This window comes from Streptomyces koelreuteriae, from assembly GCF_018604545.1.
Lineage (GTDB): Bacteria > Actinomycetota > Actinomycetes > Streptomycetales > Streptomycetaceae > Streptomyces > Streptomyces koelreuteriae.
Genome location: NZ_CP075896.1, coordinates 5,516,466 through 5,532,279 on the forward strand (window position 1 = coordinate 5,516,466; position 15,814 = coordinate 5,532,279).

The following is a 15,814-nucleotide window of genomic DNA, read 5'->3' on the forward strand; positions in this document are numbered from 1 at the left end:
GCCGGCCCGGGGAACCCCCCGTTCCCCCGGGCCGGCCTGTCATGAGGTGCGCCCCTACGCGTACCGCAGCTCCCCCGGGCGCACCGTGCGGCGCAGCAGGGGCAGTGAGGTCGCCGCGGCCAGCAGGCAGGCGGCGTAGACGGCGAGGGGCACCAGGGCGGTCGCCCAGGGCACCGGACGGTCCGAGAGCACGGCGTACCAGGTGCCGATGGCCAGGCCGCCGAGGCCCGCGAGCAGCACCGCGGGGGCCAGCGGCAGCGCGGTCTCCAGCAGCAGGGCCCGGCCCAGCACCGTGCGCGGCACTCCTGCGGCGGACTGTGCGGCGAGGCCCCGGCGGCGGGTGGCCAGGGACTCGGCGGTGCCGACGGCCAGTCCGGACAGGGTGATCGCGAAGGCCACCGCGATCGCGGCGCCGGTGAGATCGAGGCCGGTGGTGTAGTAGGTCACGGACTCGCCGAGGTCCTTCCTGCTGCGCACCACGTCCCCGAGCACCTGCCGGATGCCCATGAAGCCGGTCCCGACGACCGTCACCAGCAGCACCGCCGCGTGGGTGCGGGCCGCCGACCAGGGGTCGTCGCGCAGCCGCTCGGCGGCGATCAGCGTGGCCGCCGACCGGGCCCGGGCCGCGAGGAGCCGCCCGGTCGCCTTCGCGACCGCCCCGGAGAACCACACGGCGCCCGCGCCGACCGCGAGGACCGCGCCCGCCATCATCATCGGTGACCCGCCGCCCGGCCGGTTGGCGGCGGACGTGGCGGTGGTGGTCACGGCCAGCAGCGCCAGTGCCGCGACGAGCAGGATGCCGGCCAGGAAGAGCAGCCCCGGCCCCCGTCCCGAGCCCGGTCCGACCCGGCGCACCCAGCCGAGCGGCGAGGCCACCACCCGGCGCAGCGCCAGCGCGCCCGCCGCCGCGCCCAGCAGCGGTACGGCGACGGCGACCAGGGCGATCCCCGCCCAGGCCAGGGCGGTCGGCCGGTCCCACAGGCGCAGCAGGAGCAGCACCGAGAAGACGGTCGCGACAGTCGAGCCCAGCAGACAGGCGAGCCCGGTCTCCAGCGCGGCGATCCGCCGCACCTGCCAGGGCGTGGCCCCGGCCAGCCGCAGCCCGGCCAGCCGCCGGTCGCGGTGCACCGCCCCGATCCGGGCGCACTGCCCGAGGAACCCGAGCACCGGCACGAGCAGGAGCAGCAGACTGACGATCACACCGGAGCGGGTGCCGGGCTGGTCCAGCAGGCCGGCGGCGTAGCCCACGCGGTGTTGGCCCCGCAGTGACGCCAGGGCGACGGCGGTCAGGGCGAAGCCCGTCGCGAGCGCCGCGCCCGTCGCCGTCAGGGTGACCCGCCACCACTCGCCGCGGTCGGAGCCACGGGTGAGCTCCCAGGCGAGGCGCACATCGGCACGCAGGGAGTGAAAGGAGCGCAGGAAGCGCAAGGGGCGCGAAGAACGCGGGGAGTTCACGCCGTCACCCCCGCCGCCGCCAGGCTGCCGTCCCGGAGCTGCACTTCCCGGTCCGCGTACGCCGCCACCTGGTCGTCATGGGTGATCAGCAGGACCGCCGTGCCCGACTCGCGGGCCGCGTGCACCAGGGCCGTCATGACCTGCTCGCCCGCGAGGGAGTCCAGCGCGCCCGTCGGTTCGTCGGCGAAGACCACCTTCGGGCCGGTGACCAGGGCCCGGGCCAGTGCGGCCCGCTGGGCCTGGCCGCCGCTCAGCTCGCCCGGCCGCAGATCCTGCTGACCGCGCACGCCGAACCGCTCCAGCCACTCACCGGCCAGGTCCCGCGCGCGGGCGCGGTCGGTGCCGGCCAGCAGCAGCGGCAGGGCGGCGTTGTCCAGGACCGTCAGCTCGGGGATGAGCTGCCCGAACTGGAACACCACACCGAACTCGGTGCGGCGCAGCTCGCTCAGCCGTTTCTCGTCCAGGTCGTCGAGGCGCCGGCCGTCGTACGTCACCGAGCCCTCGTCCGGGCGGACGATCCCGGCGAGGCAGTGCAGCAGCGTCGACTTCCCGCTGCCGCTCGCGCCGGTCACGGCGAGGATCTCGCCGGGGCGCAGTTCGACCGACGCGCCGCGCAGGGCGGGTGTCCTGCCGTGCGCCTTGGCGAGGCCACGGGCCGTGAGGAGAGGCACGGGTCTGCTCATACTGCGTCGACCTCCGCGGTCAGGGTGGTGAGCCGGGCCGCCGTGGTGGTCATCCAGCGGAGGTCGGCGTCGAGGTGGGTGACGGCGTAGTCCGCCGAGAGCACGGTCGCCAGGTCGGCGCCCTTGGCGGCCTTGAGCGCCGTGAGTTCGCGCATCCGCTCCATGTGGGCGGCGCGCTGGGCGCTCAGATAGCCGGCCGGGTCGCCGCCGGAGAGGATCGCGACGACGACCTTGGCGAAGATCTCGTTCGCCACGAAGGGGGCGGGTGGTGCGATCTCACCGGCCCAGCGGGAGAGTTCGCGCGTCCCGTCCTCGGTCGCGCGGTACATCGTCCGCTCCGGGCCGCCGTCCGAGTCGGTGCCGTCGACCTCGGCGAGGCCGTCCCGGACGAGGCGCTGGAGGGTCGTGTAGACCTGCCCGTAGGCCAGCGGGCGCGCCTGTGGGAAGCGGTCGTCGTGGCGTCGCTTGAGGTCGTAGCCGTGGCTGGGACCCGAGGCGAGCAGGCCCAGCAGGATGTGGCGGGTGCTCATGAGGATCATTATGTACTGAGTACATGTACTGAGTGAATAGTGATCGCCGAAAAGATTGCGGGCCGCATGGGCGCGGCTGCTCACTCCGTGATGGCGTACGCCTCCGCCGACCACAGCGAATACCCGAACCGCGTGGCCCGCTTGTCGCCCTGCACCCGCAGGAACCGCACGTCCCGCTCGTCCATGCGGACGCTCTCCCGGCCGCCCCGGCTGTCCCGGACCGTCGCCGCCGTACGCCAGCGGCGGCCGTCCGCCGACACCTGGACGCGGTACGCCGAGGGGTGGGCGTCCTGCCAGCGCAGCACGACCTGGCCGATCCGCGCCGGGCGGGGCAGCTCGACCTGCCACCAGGCGCCGTCGTCGACGGGGGAGGACCAACGGGTGTCCGGGGCGCCGTCGTTCGCCGCCGACGCCGGGAAGTCGGGCGTCTCGTCGCCCGAGGAGCGGGCGGTGCCGGTGCGGGCCAGGTCGGGGCCGCCGGTCGGCGGGACGGCGCGGACGGTGAGGGTCCGGGTCGCTCCCGCGAAGCCCAGCCGGATGTCGTACGACCGCATCGGCGTGCCGCGCTCCACGGTCACCTCGACGGGGACCTCCGCCCGCGTGCCGCGCTCCACGGTCAGCTCGCCCTTCGGTACCCGGACCCGTACGCCCTCGGGCGCCTCGACGGTGAGCCTGCCCCGGGCGTCGGCGGGCCGCAACGAGCCCAGCCCGGCCGTCAGCCGCAGGCCCCGGCCGGTCTCGGCGTCCACCTCGTCCCGCTCCAACTCCAGGGAGGCGGCGGGGGAGTCCTCGAACCAGGGGACGAGGTGCCGCACCCGGGCCGCAGCGGGTCCGGCGACCCGCACGGCGTCCACGGGCGAGTCGACGCCCTGCGCCTCGCCCGCGCCCGGATCGCCCCGCCCGTCGGCGTCTTGGCCCTGAGCCCGCGCGTCGCCGGCGCCCGAATCAGCCGACGCCTCGCTTGAACCGGCCCGGCCGTCGGGGTCCCGGCTCTGTGCCCGCGCGTCGCCGGTGTCCGGACTGCTCCGCGCCTTGCCCGAACCGCCCCACCTGTCGGCGCCCTGGCTCTGAGCCCGCGCCCCGCCCGCACCCGAACCGGCCCGCCCGTCGGCCTCCTGGCCCTGAGCTTCCGCCGCACCCGAACCACCCCGCTCATCGCCGGAACCGTCACCCCCGTCAGCACCCTGGCCTCCCCGCACCCGCACCCGTACCTCCGTCGCCCCCGACCCCGACAGTCGGCCGATCGGCTGCCAGCCCTGGTCGGGGACGTGGGCCTCGACCGTGCCCTCCGTGCCGGGGTCGGTGAGGACCGTCACGGCCGTGAGGGGGCGGGGGCGGGGGAAGCGCAGGGTGCGGTCGTCGGAGGGGGCGCCGGGGTTGCGGGGCGGCTCGTGGTCGATGCCGGCCCAGGACGCGTACGCCTTCTGCGCCCGCCGCAGGAAGGGGTCCAGGACGTCCGTGCCGACCTCGGCCCGCGCCGACTCCAGCCCGGCCCGCAGGGCGCCCAGCTCGCGGTACGCCGTCCAGGCCGCCGCCCTGTCCCCGGCGCGCTGCGCGTCCAGCATGTCGAGCGCGGCCGTGCCCGCCCGGCCGTAGCGGGCCAGCTGCTCCGACCAGGGGGCGACCTCGGAGGCGAGGGCGGTGTCCGAGAGCCGCCGGGGCAGCTCGCGCAGCACGGTGAAGGCCTCGCGCAGCCGCCGCGCGGCGTCGCCGCCCGGCGCGGGGTCCCGCCAGTACGCCTCGGTCAGCGGGCGCAGATACGCCGACTCCTCGTCGTTCAGCACCGACGACGCGTCGTTCCCGGCGAGCGCGGAAAGGGCCTGCTCGCGGCGCCGGTCCCCGCCCGCGAGGTCGGCGATGGCGGCCCGCCAGGACTCCCCGGGGCTGTAGGAGCGCGGGTTCCAGGCGTAGTCGGCGGCGGTGAACAGCGGGATGCGGGACGCCTCCGGCTGCTGCATCGCGTTGGCGAGCAGGGCGGCCGAACCGGTCGCGACGGCGGGCTCACGGCCCTGGTAGGGGCCGAGGAAGATCCGGCCGGGGTCGTAGTCGTTGACCGGGTAGTTGTCCATCGTGACCAGCGGGTGCCCGAGCGCCTCGCGCGCGTCGGCCAGTTCGCCGCCCGTGATGGTGCGGGGCACCACCCCGACGCCCGTCCACGCCACCTCGACGCCCTCGTCCAGCTCGCTCGCCAGCGCCCGCCGGTAGTCGGTCGTGCCGTCCTCGTAGTACTCGGTGGGCATCAGCGACAGACCGGCGGCACCGGGGTGCCGTTCCGCCAGGTGCCGGGCCACCGCGTTCGCCACCCGGGACTGCGCCTCGGCCGCCGCCCGTGGGCCGGAGCCGAACCGGTCGGCGTCCGCCTCGCAGTGCCACTCGCTGTAGCTGACGTCCTGGAACTGGAGCTGGAAGGCCCGGAAGCCCAGCGCCCACATCGCGTCGATCTTGCGCGTCAGCGCCCGTACGTCATCGTCCGAGGCGAAGCACATCGCCTGCCCCGGGGCGACCGCCCAGCCGAGCCGCACATGGTTGGCGCGGGCCCGCTCGGCCAGCTCCCGGAACGCGGCCCGCTGCTTCGCCGGGTACGGCTCACGCCAGCGCGCCTGCCGGTAGAGATCGTCGCCCGGGGCGTACAGGTAACGGTTCTGCTTGGTGCGCCCCATGAAGCCGATCTGCGCCATCCGCTGCCGGTGCGTCCAGGCGGTGCCGTAGAAACCCTCGGTGATGCCGCGTACGGCGGTGCCCGGCCAGTCGCGTACGACGGCCGCCGCGATCGTGCCGTCGGGACGCAGCAGCTGCCGCAGTGTCTGTACGGCGTGGAACAGTCCGTCCTCGCCCGTCCCGGTGAGGGAGACGGCGCCCCGGCCGACGGTCAGCTCGTAGCCCCCGGAGGGGAGGGCGCGGCGGTCGTTGCGCCGGACGGGCTCCGTCCCCGCCCGTACGACCAGGGCGCCGGGCGCGGCGGAGTCCGTGACGCGGCGGGCACCGGCCTGCCGCAGCAGCGCGCGCAGGGCCTCGACGGCGTAGGGGTCCGCCGACGGGTCCGTGAGCAGCGCGACCTCGTCGGTGACCTCGACCGGGGCGCCGTTTCCGCGCAGCGACTGCGGGCGCGGCCAGACGGAGAGGCCGGCTCCGGCCATGTCGGGCGTCGGTGTCGCGGCCTTGCCGGGGGCGGGCGGAGCCGCCACCGCGGCGGGCGGGGCGCCGAGGCTTCCGGCGACGACGGCGACCGCGAGGGCGACTGCCCGCTTTCCACGCCGCAGTCCCACAGGCCCCCTCCAGATGTGCCCGACGGATGTCCGCCAGATGTGTCGACCGGGACGACGAGCCCACCACCCGCTCGGTGAAGGTGTCAACGAGAGTGGCCGTTGTGGCCGATTTGCCGGGATCTTGACAGAGTGGAGGGGAGTGGAATGTGAGCAGGAGCACGATGTTCGGGCTGGGACGTCTGTCATCGCCTCGACTGGGTAGGGCTGCGATAACCCGTCGAAAGTTGAACCCGACAAAGCTCGACTAGGAGGCCCCCGTGGCTGCGATGACTTTCCTCCCGCTCCCGGCCCCGTCCAAACCCGTGGCGGACACGTCCGCCGAACTCGACCCCCATTACGACGACCCGCGCTACGAAGACCCCCACTACTGCGTCTTCAGCTCCGAGAACACCTGCGCCGAGCCCCCGCTCACCAGCGAGCCCCCGCTCCCCGATGCCGAGCCCCTCACCAGCGAGCCGCCGCTCGCCGAATCCGCCCCGCTGACCAGCGAGCCCTCCGCCTTCATCCCGGACTTCTCAGGCATCTAGGGGCCTCTATGACCGCAGCGCGGCCGGCCGAACCACCTTCCGAGGACCTGTCCCGCCTCGCCGTACTGCACGGCGTCGCCACCTCGTACAGCCCGTCCCCGGACCGTACGGTCGCCGCCTCGGCCACCGCGGTCACCCTGACCCTGGCCGCTCTCGGCGTGGACGCGAGCACGCCCGGCGCCGTCCGCGCCGCGCTCGCCACCCGGGAGCGGGACCAGGCCGCACGACTGCTGCCGCCCACGGTGGTCGGCTGGGGCGCGAGCCTCCCGGCCGCCCTGGCCGCCCTCCCCGAGGGCACCCGGCTGCGCGTCGACACCGAGCAGGGCGAGAGGCGCGCCTCGGCCGAGCGGCTCCCGCCCGGTGTCCACCGGCTGACCGCCACGGCCCCCGACGGCCGCACCGCGGACGCCCATCTGATCATCGCCCCGGACCGGCTGCCCACGCCGCCGGGGCGCTCGTACGGACTGCTGGTCCAGCTCTACTCCCTCCTGTCCCGCCGCTCCTGGGGCATGGGCGACCTCGGCGACCTCGCCGAACTGGCCGGCTGGGCCGGGCGGTCGCTCGGCGCCGGGTTCGTCCAGGTCAACCCGCTGCACGCGGCCGTGCCCGGCGCCCCCACCGACCCCTCCCCGTACCGCCCCTCCTCGCGTCGCTTCCCCGACCCCGTGCACCTGCGGATCGAGGACATCCCCGAGGCCGCGTACGTCGAGGACCCTCAGCGGCTGCGCGCCCTGCTGGAGAGATCCGCCCGGCTGCGCGAAGCGGTGCTGGAGAAGGGCGCGTTGATCGACCGGGACGCCGTGTGGGAGCTCAAGCGGGAGGCGCTCGGGCTGGTGTGCGAGGTGCCGCTCGGCCCCGGCAGGCGCGCCGCCTACGGCGATTTCCTCGCCGCGCAGGGCCGGGCCCTGGAGGACCACGCCACCTGGTGCGCGCTCGCCGAGGTGCACGGCCCGGATTGGCACCGCTGGCCGACCGGCCTGCGCGACCCCCGCTCGGCCGACACCGACCGAGCCCGGGTCGGCCTCATGGACCGGGTGGAGTTCTGGTCCCGGCTCGCCTGGCTCACCGACACCCAGCTCACCGCGGCGCAGCGGGCCGGACGTGAGGCCGGGATGCCGGTCGGGATCGTGCACGACCTCGCGGTCGGCGTCCATCCCGTCGGCGCCGACGCCTGGGCCCAGCAGGACCACTTCGCCGCCGGCATGTCGGTGGGCGCGCCCCCGGACGCCTTCAACGCGCGCGGCCAGGACTGGGGCCTGCCGCCCTGGCGCCCCGACCGCCTCGCCGACTCGGGCTACGCCCCCTTCCGCGAGCTGCTCCGCGCCCTGTTCCGCTACGCCGGAGCCCTGCGCATCGACCACGTCATGGGCCTGTTCCGCCTCTGGTGGGTCCCCCAGGGCCACCCGCCCACCGAGGGCACCTACGTCCGCTACGACGCCGAGGCCATGCTCGCCGTCCTCGTCCTGGAGGCCTCCCGGGCAGGGGCGCCGGTGATCGGCGAGGACCTGGGCACCGTGGAACCCGGCGTCCGCGAGGCGCTGCGCGAGCGCGGGGTGCTCGGCACGTCCGTGCTGTGGTTCGAACGCGACTGGGACGGCGACGGCCGTCCCCTGCCCCCCGAGTCCTGGCGCGCCGACTGCCTGGCCACCGCCACCACCCACGATCTGCCCTCCACGGCCGCCCGCCTCACCGGCGAGCACGTCGAACTCCGCGACAGCCTCGGCCTGCTGGCCCGCCCGCTGGAGGAGGAGCGCGCCGAGGCCGCCGCCGACACCGGCGAATGGCTGTCCCTGCTCTCCCGCCTAGGCCTGCTGCGGGGCACCGGCGGCGGCGCCGACGCCTCCTCGGAGGAGGCCGAGATCCAGGCCCTCCACCGCTTCCTGCTGCGCACCCCGGCCCGCATGGTCGGCGTCTGGCTCCCGGACGGGGTCGGCGACCGCCGCCCGCAGAACCTCCCGGGCACCTGGGACCAGTACCCGAACTGGAGGCTGCCGATCGCGGACGCCGAGGGCCGCCCCGTGACACTGGAGGAACTGGCGGCGTCGCCCCGGCTGCACGCCCTCGTCGAGGTGTTGCGGGAAGCTCCCGGCCCGTCCGGCGGCTGAGGGCGGCGACCCTTACGGCACCCCGGGCGCGCGGCCCCGAGGGGCGTTGGATACTTTTGACACCGTGGACAAGAAGAACGCCCTGCGCGCCGGCGCCCTGGCAGCCGGTACGACGCTCATGATGCTGCTCATGTCGTCCCCCGCCTCCGCTGTCAGCCGCGACGACGGTGACGACCCCGGCCCGGGCCTGAGCGTCATCGAGACGCTGGGCCTCTTCGTCGTGGCCCCCATCGTGCTGTACCTGGTCATCCACGCTCTGGTGGTGATCGGCGACAAGTCGCACAAGCAGAAGGACACGACCAGCTCCAACATCGGCACCAAGGCCCAGGCCAAGGCCGACGCCAAGGCCTGATCAGGGGCATCGTGGAGGGGCGGTCCTCACCGCCCGGCCGGCCCCTCCGTCCCCGCCAGCAGTTCCCTCAGCAGGCCGGCCAGTTGGCCGGCCTGTTTCTCGTCGAGGCCGGACAGAGCCTCCGTCTGGACCGTCAGTCCCGCGACGGCCGCCTCGTCGACGAGGCGCAGCCCCTCCTCGGTGAGCGTCACCTGAAGGCCCCGCCGGTCGTGCGGATCGGGCGAGCGGCGCAGGAACCCGGCCCGCTCCAGCTTGTCCAGGCGGCCGGTCATCCCGCCCGTGGTGAGCATCAGCGTCTCCGACAGCCGGCGCGGTGAGAGCGTGTACGGCTCGCCGGAGCGGCGCAGCGTCGCCAGCACGTCGAACTCGCCGCGCGAGAGCCCGAACCGGCCGTAGGTGTCCTCCAAGCGGTCCGCCATCGCGCGGGCGAGCCGGGAGACCCGGCCGAAGACCTCCATCGCCCGGGTGTCGAGCTCGGGCCGGACCGCCCCCCACTGGCCGATGATCGCGTCGACGGGGTCCCTGCGCTGCTCGGGGCGTTCGTTCATGGCACGAGTATCGGCCGCCGCTCGGTCACCCGCAAGAAAGTAGCTTGACGGAAAGTAGCTTAGGACTAAGCTACTTTCTACCGACCTACTTCGAAGGGTGCCACTCATGGCCTCCTCCCGTCCCGCGCTCATCGCCCTCACCGCACTCGCGTCCGTCTCCTGGGGCACGACCTACGCGGTCACCACCGAGTTCCTCCCGGCCGACCGCCCCCTGTTCACCGGGCTGATGCGCGCCCTGCCTGCCGGACTGCTGCTGCTCGCCCTCGCCCGGGTGCTGCCGCGCGGTGCCTGGTGGTGGAAGGCGGCGGTGCTCGGCGCGCTCAACATCGGCGCCTTCTTCCCGCTGCTGTTCCTCTCGGCGTACCGGCTGCCCGGCGGCATGGCGGCGGTCGTCGGCTCGGCCGGGCCGCTCTTCGTGGCCGGCCTCGCGGCGCTGCTGCTCGGGCAGCGGCCGACCCCGCGCACGCTGCTGACCGGGGCCGTGGCCGCCTTCGGCGTCAGCCTCGTCGTGCTGCGCGCGGCCGGGGCACTGGACGCGCTGGGCCTGCTCGCGGCCCTCGCCGCCACCGTCTCCATGTCCGCCGGAACGGTCCTCACCCAACGCTGGGGCCGCCCCGAAGGCGTCGGCCCGCTCGCCCTCACCGCCTGGCAACTGACCGCGGGCGGCCTCCTCATCGCCCCCCTCGCCTTCCTGGCCGAGGGCCCGCCCCCGGCACTGGACGCCCGCGCGGCCGGCGGCTACCTCTACCTCGCCGTCGCCAACACGGCACTCGCCTACTGGCTCTGGTTCCGCGGCATCGGCCGCCTCACCGCCACCCAGGTCACCTTCCTCGGCCCGCTCTCCCCACTGACCGCGGCGGTTGTCGGCTGGGCGGCCCTCGGCCAGACGCTGACGCCGGTGCAACTGGTGGGCATGGGGCTGGCGTTCGGCGCGACGGTGGCGGGGCAGATCGGGGCCCGGAGCAGGACGGCCCCGCGAACGTTCAGCTTCGCCGCGAAGAGCGGACGCGAAAGGGACGCCCGGCAGACCGCCGGGCGCCCCTGAGCCGAACCGCCGGCTAGCGGCCGGCCGCCGCGTCCGCCTGCTGGGCCCGCAGGGCGCGCTCCACGCCCGCGCGGGACTCCGAGACCAGGCGCTTGAGGGCCGCGTTCGGGCCCGCGGCGGTCAGCCAGGAGTCGGTCTTGTCCAGGGTCTCCTGGGAGACCTGGACGGTCGGGTAGAGGCCGACGGCGATCTGCTGGGCCATCTCGTGGGAGCGGGACTCCCAGATGTCCTTGACCACCTCGAAGTACCGGTCGGCGTAGGGGGCGAGCACCTCACGCTGGTCGGTCTGGACGAAACCGGCGATGACCGCTTCCTGCACGGCGTTCGGCAGCTTGTCGGAGTCGACGACCGACGCCCACGCCTCCGCCTTGGCCTCCTCGGTCGGGCGGGACGCCCGGGCGGTGGCGGCGTGCCGCTCACCGGCGGCCGTACGGTCACGGTCGTACTCGTTCGCGATCTCCGCCTCGTCGAACCGGCCGACCGCCGCGAGCCGCTGCACGAACGACCACCGCAGCTCCGTGTCGACGACCAGGCCCTCGACGGTCTGCGAGCCGTCCAGCAGCGCGTCCAGCACGTCCAGCTGCTCCGGCGTGCGGGCCGTCGCGGCGAACGCGCGCGCCCACGCGAGCTGGTGGTCGCTGCCCGGCGCCGCCGCCCGCAGATGGGCCAGCGTCGCGTCGGTCCAGCGGGCCAGCAGCGCCTCGCGGGCGGCCGGGTCGGCGTACAGGTCGATGGCCAGCTTGACCTGGCGGTGCAGCGACTGCACCACGCCGATGTCGGACTCCTTGCCGATGCCGGACAGCACCAGGGAGAGGTAGTCGCGGGCCGCGAGCTCGGCGTCGCGGGTCATGTCCCAGGCCGACGCCCAGCACAGGGCACGCGGCAGCGAGGACTGGAAGTCGCCGAGGTGCTCCGTGACGACCGCGAGGGACTGCTCGTCCAGGCGGACCTTCGCGTACGACAGGTCGTCGTCGTTGAGCAGGATCACGGCCGGACGGCGCTTGCCCACCAGCTGCGGTACGGCCGTCAGCTCGCCGTCCACGTCCAGCTCGACGCGCTCCTCGCGGACCAGCTTGCCGCTGGCGTCGTCCAGCTCGTAGAGGCCGACGGCGATCCGGTGCGGCCGCAGCGTCGGCTCGCCCTTCGCGCCGGCGGGCAGGGCCGGGGCCTCCTGGCGGATGGCGAAGGACGTCACGACGCCCTCGGCGTCCGTCTCGATCTCCGGGCGCAGGACATTGATGCCGGCCGTCTCCAGCCACGCCTTCGACCAGGACTTCAGATCACGCCCCGAGGTCTCCTCCAGGGCGCCCAGCAGGTCGGACAGACGCGTGTTGCCGAACGCGTGCGCCTTGAAGTACGCCTGCACGCCCCGGAAGAACTCGTCCTCACCGACGTACGCGACGAGCTGCTTCAGAACGGAAGCCCCCTTCGCGTAGGTGATGCCGTCGAAGTTGACGAGCACGTCGTCCAGGTCGTTGATCTCCGCCATGATCGGGTGCGTCGACGGCAGCTGGTCCTGGCGGTACGCCCACGTCTTCATGGAGTTGGCGAAGGTGGTCCACGAGTGCGGCCAGCGCGACTCGGGATGGGCCGCCTGGCAGGCGACCGACGTGTACGTGGCGAACGACTCGTTCAGCCACAGGTCGTTCCACCACTCCATCGTCACGAGGTCGCCGAACCACATGTGGGCCAGCTCGTGCAGGATGGTCTCCGCGCGCACCTCGTACGCCGCGTCCGTCACCTTCGACCGGAACACGTACTGGTCGCGGATGGTCACCGCGCCCGCGTTCTCCATCGCGCCCGCGTTGAACTCCGGCACGAAGAGCTGGTCGTACTTCTCGAACGGGTACGCGTAGTCGAACTTCTCCTGGAACCACTCGAAGCCCTGCCGGGTCACCTCGAAGATGGCGTCCGAGTCGAGGTACTCGGCGAGCGAGGGACGGCAGTAGATACCGAGTGGGACGGACTGGCCGTCCTTCTCGTACACGCTGTGCACGGAGTGGTACGGGCCGACGATCAGCGCCGTGATGTACGACGAGATGCGCGGGGTCGGCTCGAACGTCCAGACGTTGTCCTGGGGCTCCGGAGTGGGGGAGTTGGAGATGACCGTCCAGCCCTCCGGCGCCCGCACGGTGAACTGGAAGGTCGCCTTGAGGTCCGGCTGCTCGAAGCTCGCGAACACCCGGCGGGCGTCCGGAACCTCGAACTGGGTGTAGAGGTAGGCCTGGTCGTCGACCGGGTCGACGAACCGGTGCAGGCCCTCACCGGTGTTGGTGTACGCGCAGTCGGCGACCACCCGCAGGATGTTGCGGCCCTGAAGCAGCCCGGGCAGGGCGATCCGGGAGTCCGCGAAGACCTCGGCGGGGTCGAGGGAGTCCCCGTTCAGAGTCACCTCGTGCACGGCCGGGGCGACGAGGTCGATGAACGACCCGGCACCGTTCTCGGCGGTCACATCGAAGCGCACCGTGGTCACGGACCGGTAGGTGCCGCCCTCCTGCGCGCCGGAGAGATCGAGTTCGATCTCGTACGAGTCAACGGCGAGCAGCTGCGCCCGCTGCTGCGCCTCTTCGCGGGTCAGGTTTGTGCCAGGCACGCGGTCATCTCCTCGTTATGGGTGGGTTGCGCCATCTTTCCACGGCAGCTTCGCATCGGGCGACGACCTGGGCGTCTCCTAGGGATACCCCTCGGGATGCTCCTCGGGCGGCGAGGGTGTGGGCGAACTCCCGTACCGCCGCCGTCTCCCCGTCCCGGTGCCGCACCAAACCGGCGGCCGTACCGGCGAGGGGAGGGCGACGTCCGGAATCCGCCGGTACGGCGGGCCCGCGCGAGCGAGCCTGATGAGCATGACGACGACGAACCACAGCGCAGCACTGCCCATCACCCCGCGCGCCCTCAAGGACCTCCGCACGACGGACGACGCGGGCCGCCCCACCACCCCGTTCACCGACACCGAGGGCGGAGCACCGCTCCGCTGCTGCCTGCGCCGCGCCGCACCGGGCGAACGCATCGCCCTGGTCTCCTACGCCCCGCTGCGCCGCTGGGCGTCCGAGCGGCACGTCGACCCCGGCGCCTACGACGAACAGGGCCCGGTCTTCATCCACGCCGAGGAGTGCGGGGGGCCGGACACCGACGCCCTGCCCTTCGCCGACAGCCACCGCACGGTCCGCCGCTACTCCGCCGAGGGCCGGATCCTGGGCGGCCGGCTGGTCACCGGGCCCGCCGCTGTCGAGCAGGCCCTCACGGAAGCGCTCGACGACCCGGCCGTGGAACTCGTCCACGTCCGGGCCGTCGAGTACGGGTGCTTCCTCTACGAGGTGCGCAGGGAGGGTGCGATGCGCGGGGATCAGGAGGTGTGCGGGGACTAGCCCTTCAGCTCCGCCGCCACCAGCTCCGCGATCTGGATCGCGTTCAGGGCCGCGCCCTTGCGGAGGTTGTCGTTGGAGAGGAACAGGGCCAGGCCGTTGTCCACCGTCTCGTCACGGCGGATGCGGCCGACGTAGGACGGGTCCTGGCCGGCGGCCTGGAGGGGGGTCGGGATGTCGGTGACGACGACGCCCGGGGCGTCCGCCAGCAGCTCCGTCGCCCGCTCGGGGGAGATCGGCCGGGCGAAGCGGGCGTTGACCTGGAGGGAGTGGCCCGAGAAGACCGGGACGCGCACGCAGGTGCCGGAGACCTTCAGCTCGGGGATCTCCAGGATCTTGCGGGACTCGTTGCGGAGCTTCTGCTCCTCGTCGGTCTCGTTCAGACCGTCGTCGACGATGTTGCCCGCGAGGGGCAGCACGTTGAAGGCGATGGGCCGCTTGTAGACGCCCGGCTCGGGGAAGTCGACCGCCGCGCCGTCATGGGTGAGCTGGTCGGCGTCGGCGACGACCTTCTGCGTCTGGCCGTGCAGCTCGGCCACGCCCGCGAGACCGGAGCCGGAGACCGCCTGGTACGTGGCGACGACCAGGGCCTCCAGGCCCGCCTCGTCGTGCAGCGGACGCAGGACCGGCATGGCGGCCATCGTCGTGCAGTTCGGGTTGGCGATGATGCCCTTGGGGCGGTCCTTGATCGCGTGCGGGTTCACCTCGGAGACGACCAGGGGCACCTCGGGGTGCTTGCGCCACGCGGAGGAGTTGTCGATCACGACGGGGCCCTGGGAGGCGACCTTCTCGGCCAGCGCCTTGGAGGTGGCACCGCCCGCGGAGAACAGCACGATGTCGAGGCCGGTGTAGTCGGCGGTCGACGCGTCCTCCACCGTCACGCCGTCCAGCTCCGAGCCCGCCGAGCGGGCCGAGGCGAACAGGCGCAGCTCGGTGACCGGGAAGTTCCGCTCCTTGAGGATCCTGCGCATGACCGTGCCGACCTGTCCGGTGGCTCCGACGATTCCGACCCTCACGGTGACTCCCTCTCCTGCGTCTCTTCACATGCTCGTTGCTTGGCCGAGGCTTTTCCATCATGCGGCCGACCACGGCCCATCTGTCCACTTCTTTCCCCGCGCCGTCCGGTGAGTGGGACGAGGTGTCCCGCTCCTCGGTTGCGGACCTGCGGTGTCAACCGCTCTGAGCTGGAGAAATTCGTTCGACAGGGGTCGTGCGCCGCAAGCTCACCTGCCCCTCCCTCACTCCGCCACACGGGAGTGTGACGTATACCTCTGTCGTCACCTCTGTCGTCACCTCTGCCGTCCTGCCGGAAATTCCCCGGAGGACGACCGAACGTTCCGGGCCGGACCGGCGTCGTAGGAGAAACACGGCGAGGGGGGTGGCTTGTGCTGCTGCGTGGAAGGGCCCGGCGCGTCCGGGGGACGCACGCCGGCGACGATCCGCAGAGCGAGGCTGATCCGCTGGACGCGGCGCAGGAACGCCGGGTGCGGGCGGTGCTCGCGCTGGGCGGGGTGCCGCAGGCGGACCTGCCGGACGGGGTGCAGCAGGTCCGGCTGCGGCTGCTGGAGCGGGCCGCGAGCGGGCGGGAGGCGCCGCGGGACGTCTCGGCGTGGGCGGCGGTCGTCGCCTCCAACCTGGCCATGGACTGGCACCGGGCCAAGCGCCGCCAGGAGCGGCTCGGGGAGCGGCTGGCCGCCCTGCGCCAGCCGACGGCCCACCCCTCCGGCGAGGACACCAGCGTGCTGTCCGCCGCCGTCGCCCAGGGCCTGGACGAGCTGCCCGACGCCCAGCGCCAGGTCGTCGTCCTGCGCTTCTACGCCGATCTGCCGGTGCGGTCCATCGCCGAGCAGCTCGGCGTCCCGGAGGGCACGGTCAAGAGCAGGCTGCACACGGCGGTACGGGCTCTGCGCGCCCGCCTGCACGAGGACGAGGTGGTGTGAC

13 protein-coding genes are annotated in these 15,814 nt (G+C 73.8%); 6 read left to right on the forward strand and 7 right to left on the reverse strand.

Annotation, left to right across the window (positions count from 1 at the left end; all coding sequences use genetic code 11):
* Positions 1-54: 54 nt before the first annotated feature.
* The 4 genes from KJK29_RS24915 to KJK29_RS24930 all read right to left on the reverse strand — a co-directional run bounded on the left by KJK29_RS24915 (position 55) and on the right by KJK29_RS24930 (position 5,934).
* Positions 55-1,401 carry an FtsX-like permease family protein gene (locus KJK29_RS24915; RefSeq protein WP_215124446.1) on the reverse strand — a complete coding sequence of 449 codons (1,347 nt, stop codon included), beginning with the start codon at positions 1,399-1,401 and terminating at the stop codon, positions 55-57.
* Between the two features lie 50 nt (positions 1,402-1,451).
* The gene (locus KJK29_RS24920; RefSeq protein ID WP_215121354.1) at positions 1,452-2,138 is read right to left on the reverse strand and encodes an ABC transporter ATP-binding protein; all 687 of its coding nucleotides are present in this window, start codon (positions 2,136-2,138) and stop codon (positions 1,452-1,454) included.
* Positions 2,135-2,668, reverse strand: coding sequence for a PadR family transcriptional regulator (locus tag KJK29_RS24925; RefSeq protein ID WP_215121355.1), 534 nt, complete (start codon positions 2,666-2,668; stop codon positions 2,135-2,137). Before KJK29_RS24925 ends, KJK29_RS24920 begins: the two co-directional genes overlap by 4 nt.
* An 80-nt stretch (positions 2,669-2,748) precedes the next feature.
* The gene (locus KJK29_RS24930; RefSeq protein ID WP_215121356.1) at positions 2,749-5,934 is read right to left on the reverse strand and encodes a beta-N-acetylglucosaminidase domain-containing protein; all 3,186 of its coding nucleotides are present in this window, start codon (positions 5,932-5,934) and stop codon (positions 2,749-2,751) included.
* 257 nt (positions 5,935-6,191) lie between these two features.
* Between KJK29_RS24930 and KJK29_RS24935 the strand changes: the two genes are divergently transcribed.
* The 3 genes from KJK29_RS24935 (at position 6,192) to KJK29_RS24945 (ending at position 8,918) form a co-directional block, all read left to right on the forward strand.
* Positions 6,192-6,461: a hypothetical protein gene (locus KJK29_RS24935; protein WP_215121357.1), complete on the forward strand. Its 270-nt coding sequence runs from the start codon at positions 6,192-6,194 to the stop codon at positions 6,459-6,461.
* Positions 6,462-6,469: 8 nt separating this feature from the next.
* Positions 6,470-8,566 carry a 4-alpha-glucanotransferase gene (gene malQ / locus KJK29_RS24940; protein WP_215121358.1) on the forward strand — a complete coding sequence of 699 codons (2,097 nt, stop codon included), beginning with the start codon at positions 6,470-6,472 and terminating at the stop codon, positions 8,564-8,566.
* Positions 8,567-8,630: 64 nt separating this feature from the next.
* Positions 8,631-8,918 (forward strand): hypothetical protein, encoded by a 288-nt coding sequence (locus tag KJK29_RS24945; protein WP_215121359.1) that lies wholly within the window; start codon positions 8,631-8,633, stop codon positions 8,916-8,918.
* Between the two features lie 26 nt (positions 8,919-8,944).
* Here the strand turns inward: KJK29_RS24945 and KJK29_RS24950 are convergent, their stop codons facing one another.
* Positions 8,945-9,466, reverse strand: coding sequence for a MarR family winged helix-turn-helix transcriptional regulator (locus tag KJK29_RS24950; protein WP_215121360.1), 522 nt, complete (start codon positions 9,464-9,466; stop codon positions 8,945-8,947).
* Positions 9,467-9,572: 106 nt separating this feature from the next.
* Here KJK29_RS24950 and KJK29_RS24955 point away from each other — a divergent pair, with 106 nt between their 5' ends.
* A complete protein-coding gene (locus tag KJK29_RS24955; RefSeq protein WP_215121361.1) occupies positions 9,573-10,511 on the forward strand; it encodes an EamA family transporter in 939 nt (312 codons plus the stop codon).
* Between the two features lie 13 nt (positions 10,512-10,524).
* Here the strand turns inward: KJK29_RS24955 and pepN are convergent, their stop codons facing one another.
* The gene (pepN, locus tag KJK29_RS24960; RefSeq protein WP_215121362.1) at positions 10,525-13,104 is read right to left on the reverse strand and encodes an aminopeptidase N; all 2,580 of its coding nucleotides are present in this window, start codon (positions 13,102-13,104) and stop codon (positions 10,525-10,527) included.
* 250 nt (positions 13,105-13,354) lie between these two features.
* On the opposite strand from pepN, the gene KJK29_RS24965 reads away from it, so the two are divergent.
* The gene (locus KJK29_RS24965; protein WP_215121363.1) at positions 13,355-13,876 is read left to right on the forward strand and encodes a DUF1203 domain-containing protein; all 522 of its coding nucleotides are present in this window, start codon (positions 13,355-13,357) and stop codon (positions 13,874-13,876) included.
* On the opposite strand, the gene KJK29_RS24970 is transcribed toward KJK29_RS24965, so the two are convergent.
* On the reverse strand, positions 13,873-14,889 hold the full coding sequence (locus KJK29_RS24970; RefSeq protein WP_215121364.1) for an aspartate-semialdehyde dehydrogenase: 1,017 nt from the start codon (positions 14,887-14,889) through the stop codon (positions 13,873-13,875). The genes KJK29_RS24965 and KJK29_RS24970 overlap by 4 nt on opposite strands.
* 372 nt (positions 14,890-15,261) lie before the next feature.
* Here KJK29_RS24970 and KJK29_RS24975 point away from each other — a divergent pair, with 372 nt between their 5' ends.
* Positions 15,262-15,813 (forward strand): sigma-70 family RNA polymerase sigma factor, encoded by a 552-nt coding sequence (locus KJK29_RS24975; RefSeq protein WP_215124447.1) that lies wholly within the window; start codon positions 15,262-15,264, stop codon positions 15,811-15,813.
* Position 15,814: the final 1 nt, after the last annotated feature.

Bases quoted from the DNA above. Each gene is read 5' to 3' on its own strand.
- KJK29_RS24920 (WP_215121354.1), bottom strand. From the start codon at position 2,138: ATGAGCAGACCCGTGCCTCTCCTCACGGCCCGTGGCCTCGCCAAGGCG.
- KJK29_RS24925 (WP_215121355.1), bottom strand. From the start codon at position 2,668: ATGAGCACCCGCCACATCCTGCTGGGCCTGCTCGCCTCGGGTCCCAGC.
- malQ (WP_215121358.1), top strand. From the start codon at position 6,470: ATGACCGCAGCGCGGCCGGCCGAACCACCTTCCGAGGACCTGTCCCGC.
- KJK29_RS24950 (WP_215121360.1), bottom strand. From the start codon at position 9,466: ATGAACGAACGCCCCGAGCAGCGCAGGGACCCCGTCGACGCGATCATC.
- KJK29_RS24955 (WP_215121361.1), top strand. From the start codon at position 9,573: ATGGCCTCCTCCCGTCCCGCGCTCATCGCCCTCACCGCACTCGCGTCC.
- KJK29_RS24965 (WP_215121363.1), top strand. From the start codon at position 13,355: ATGACGACGACGAACCACAGCGCAGCACTGCCCATCACCCCGCGCGCC.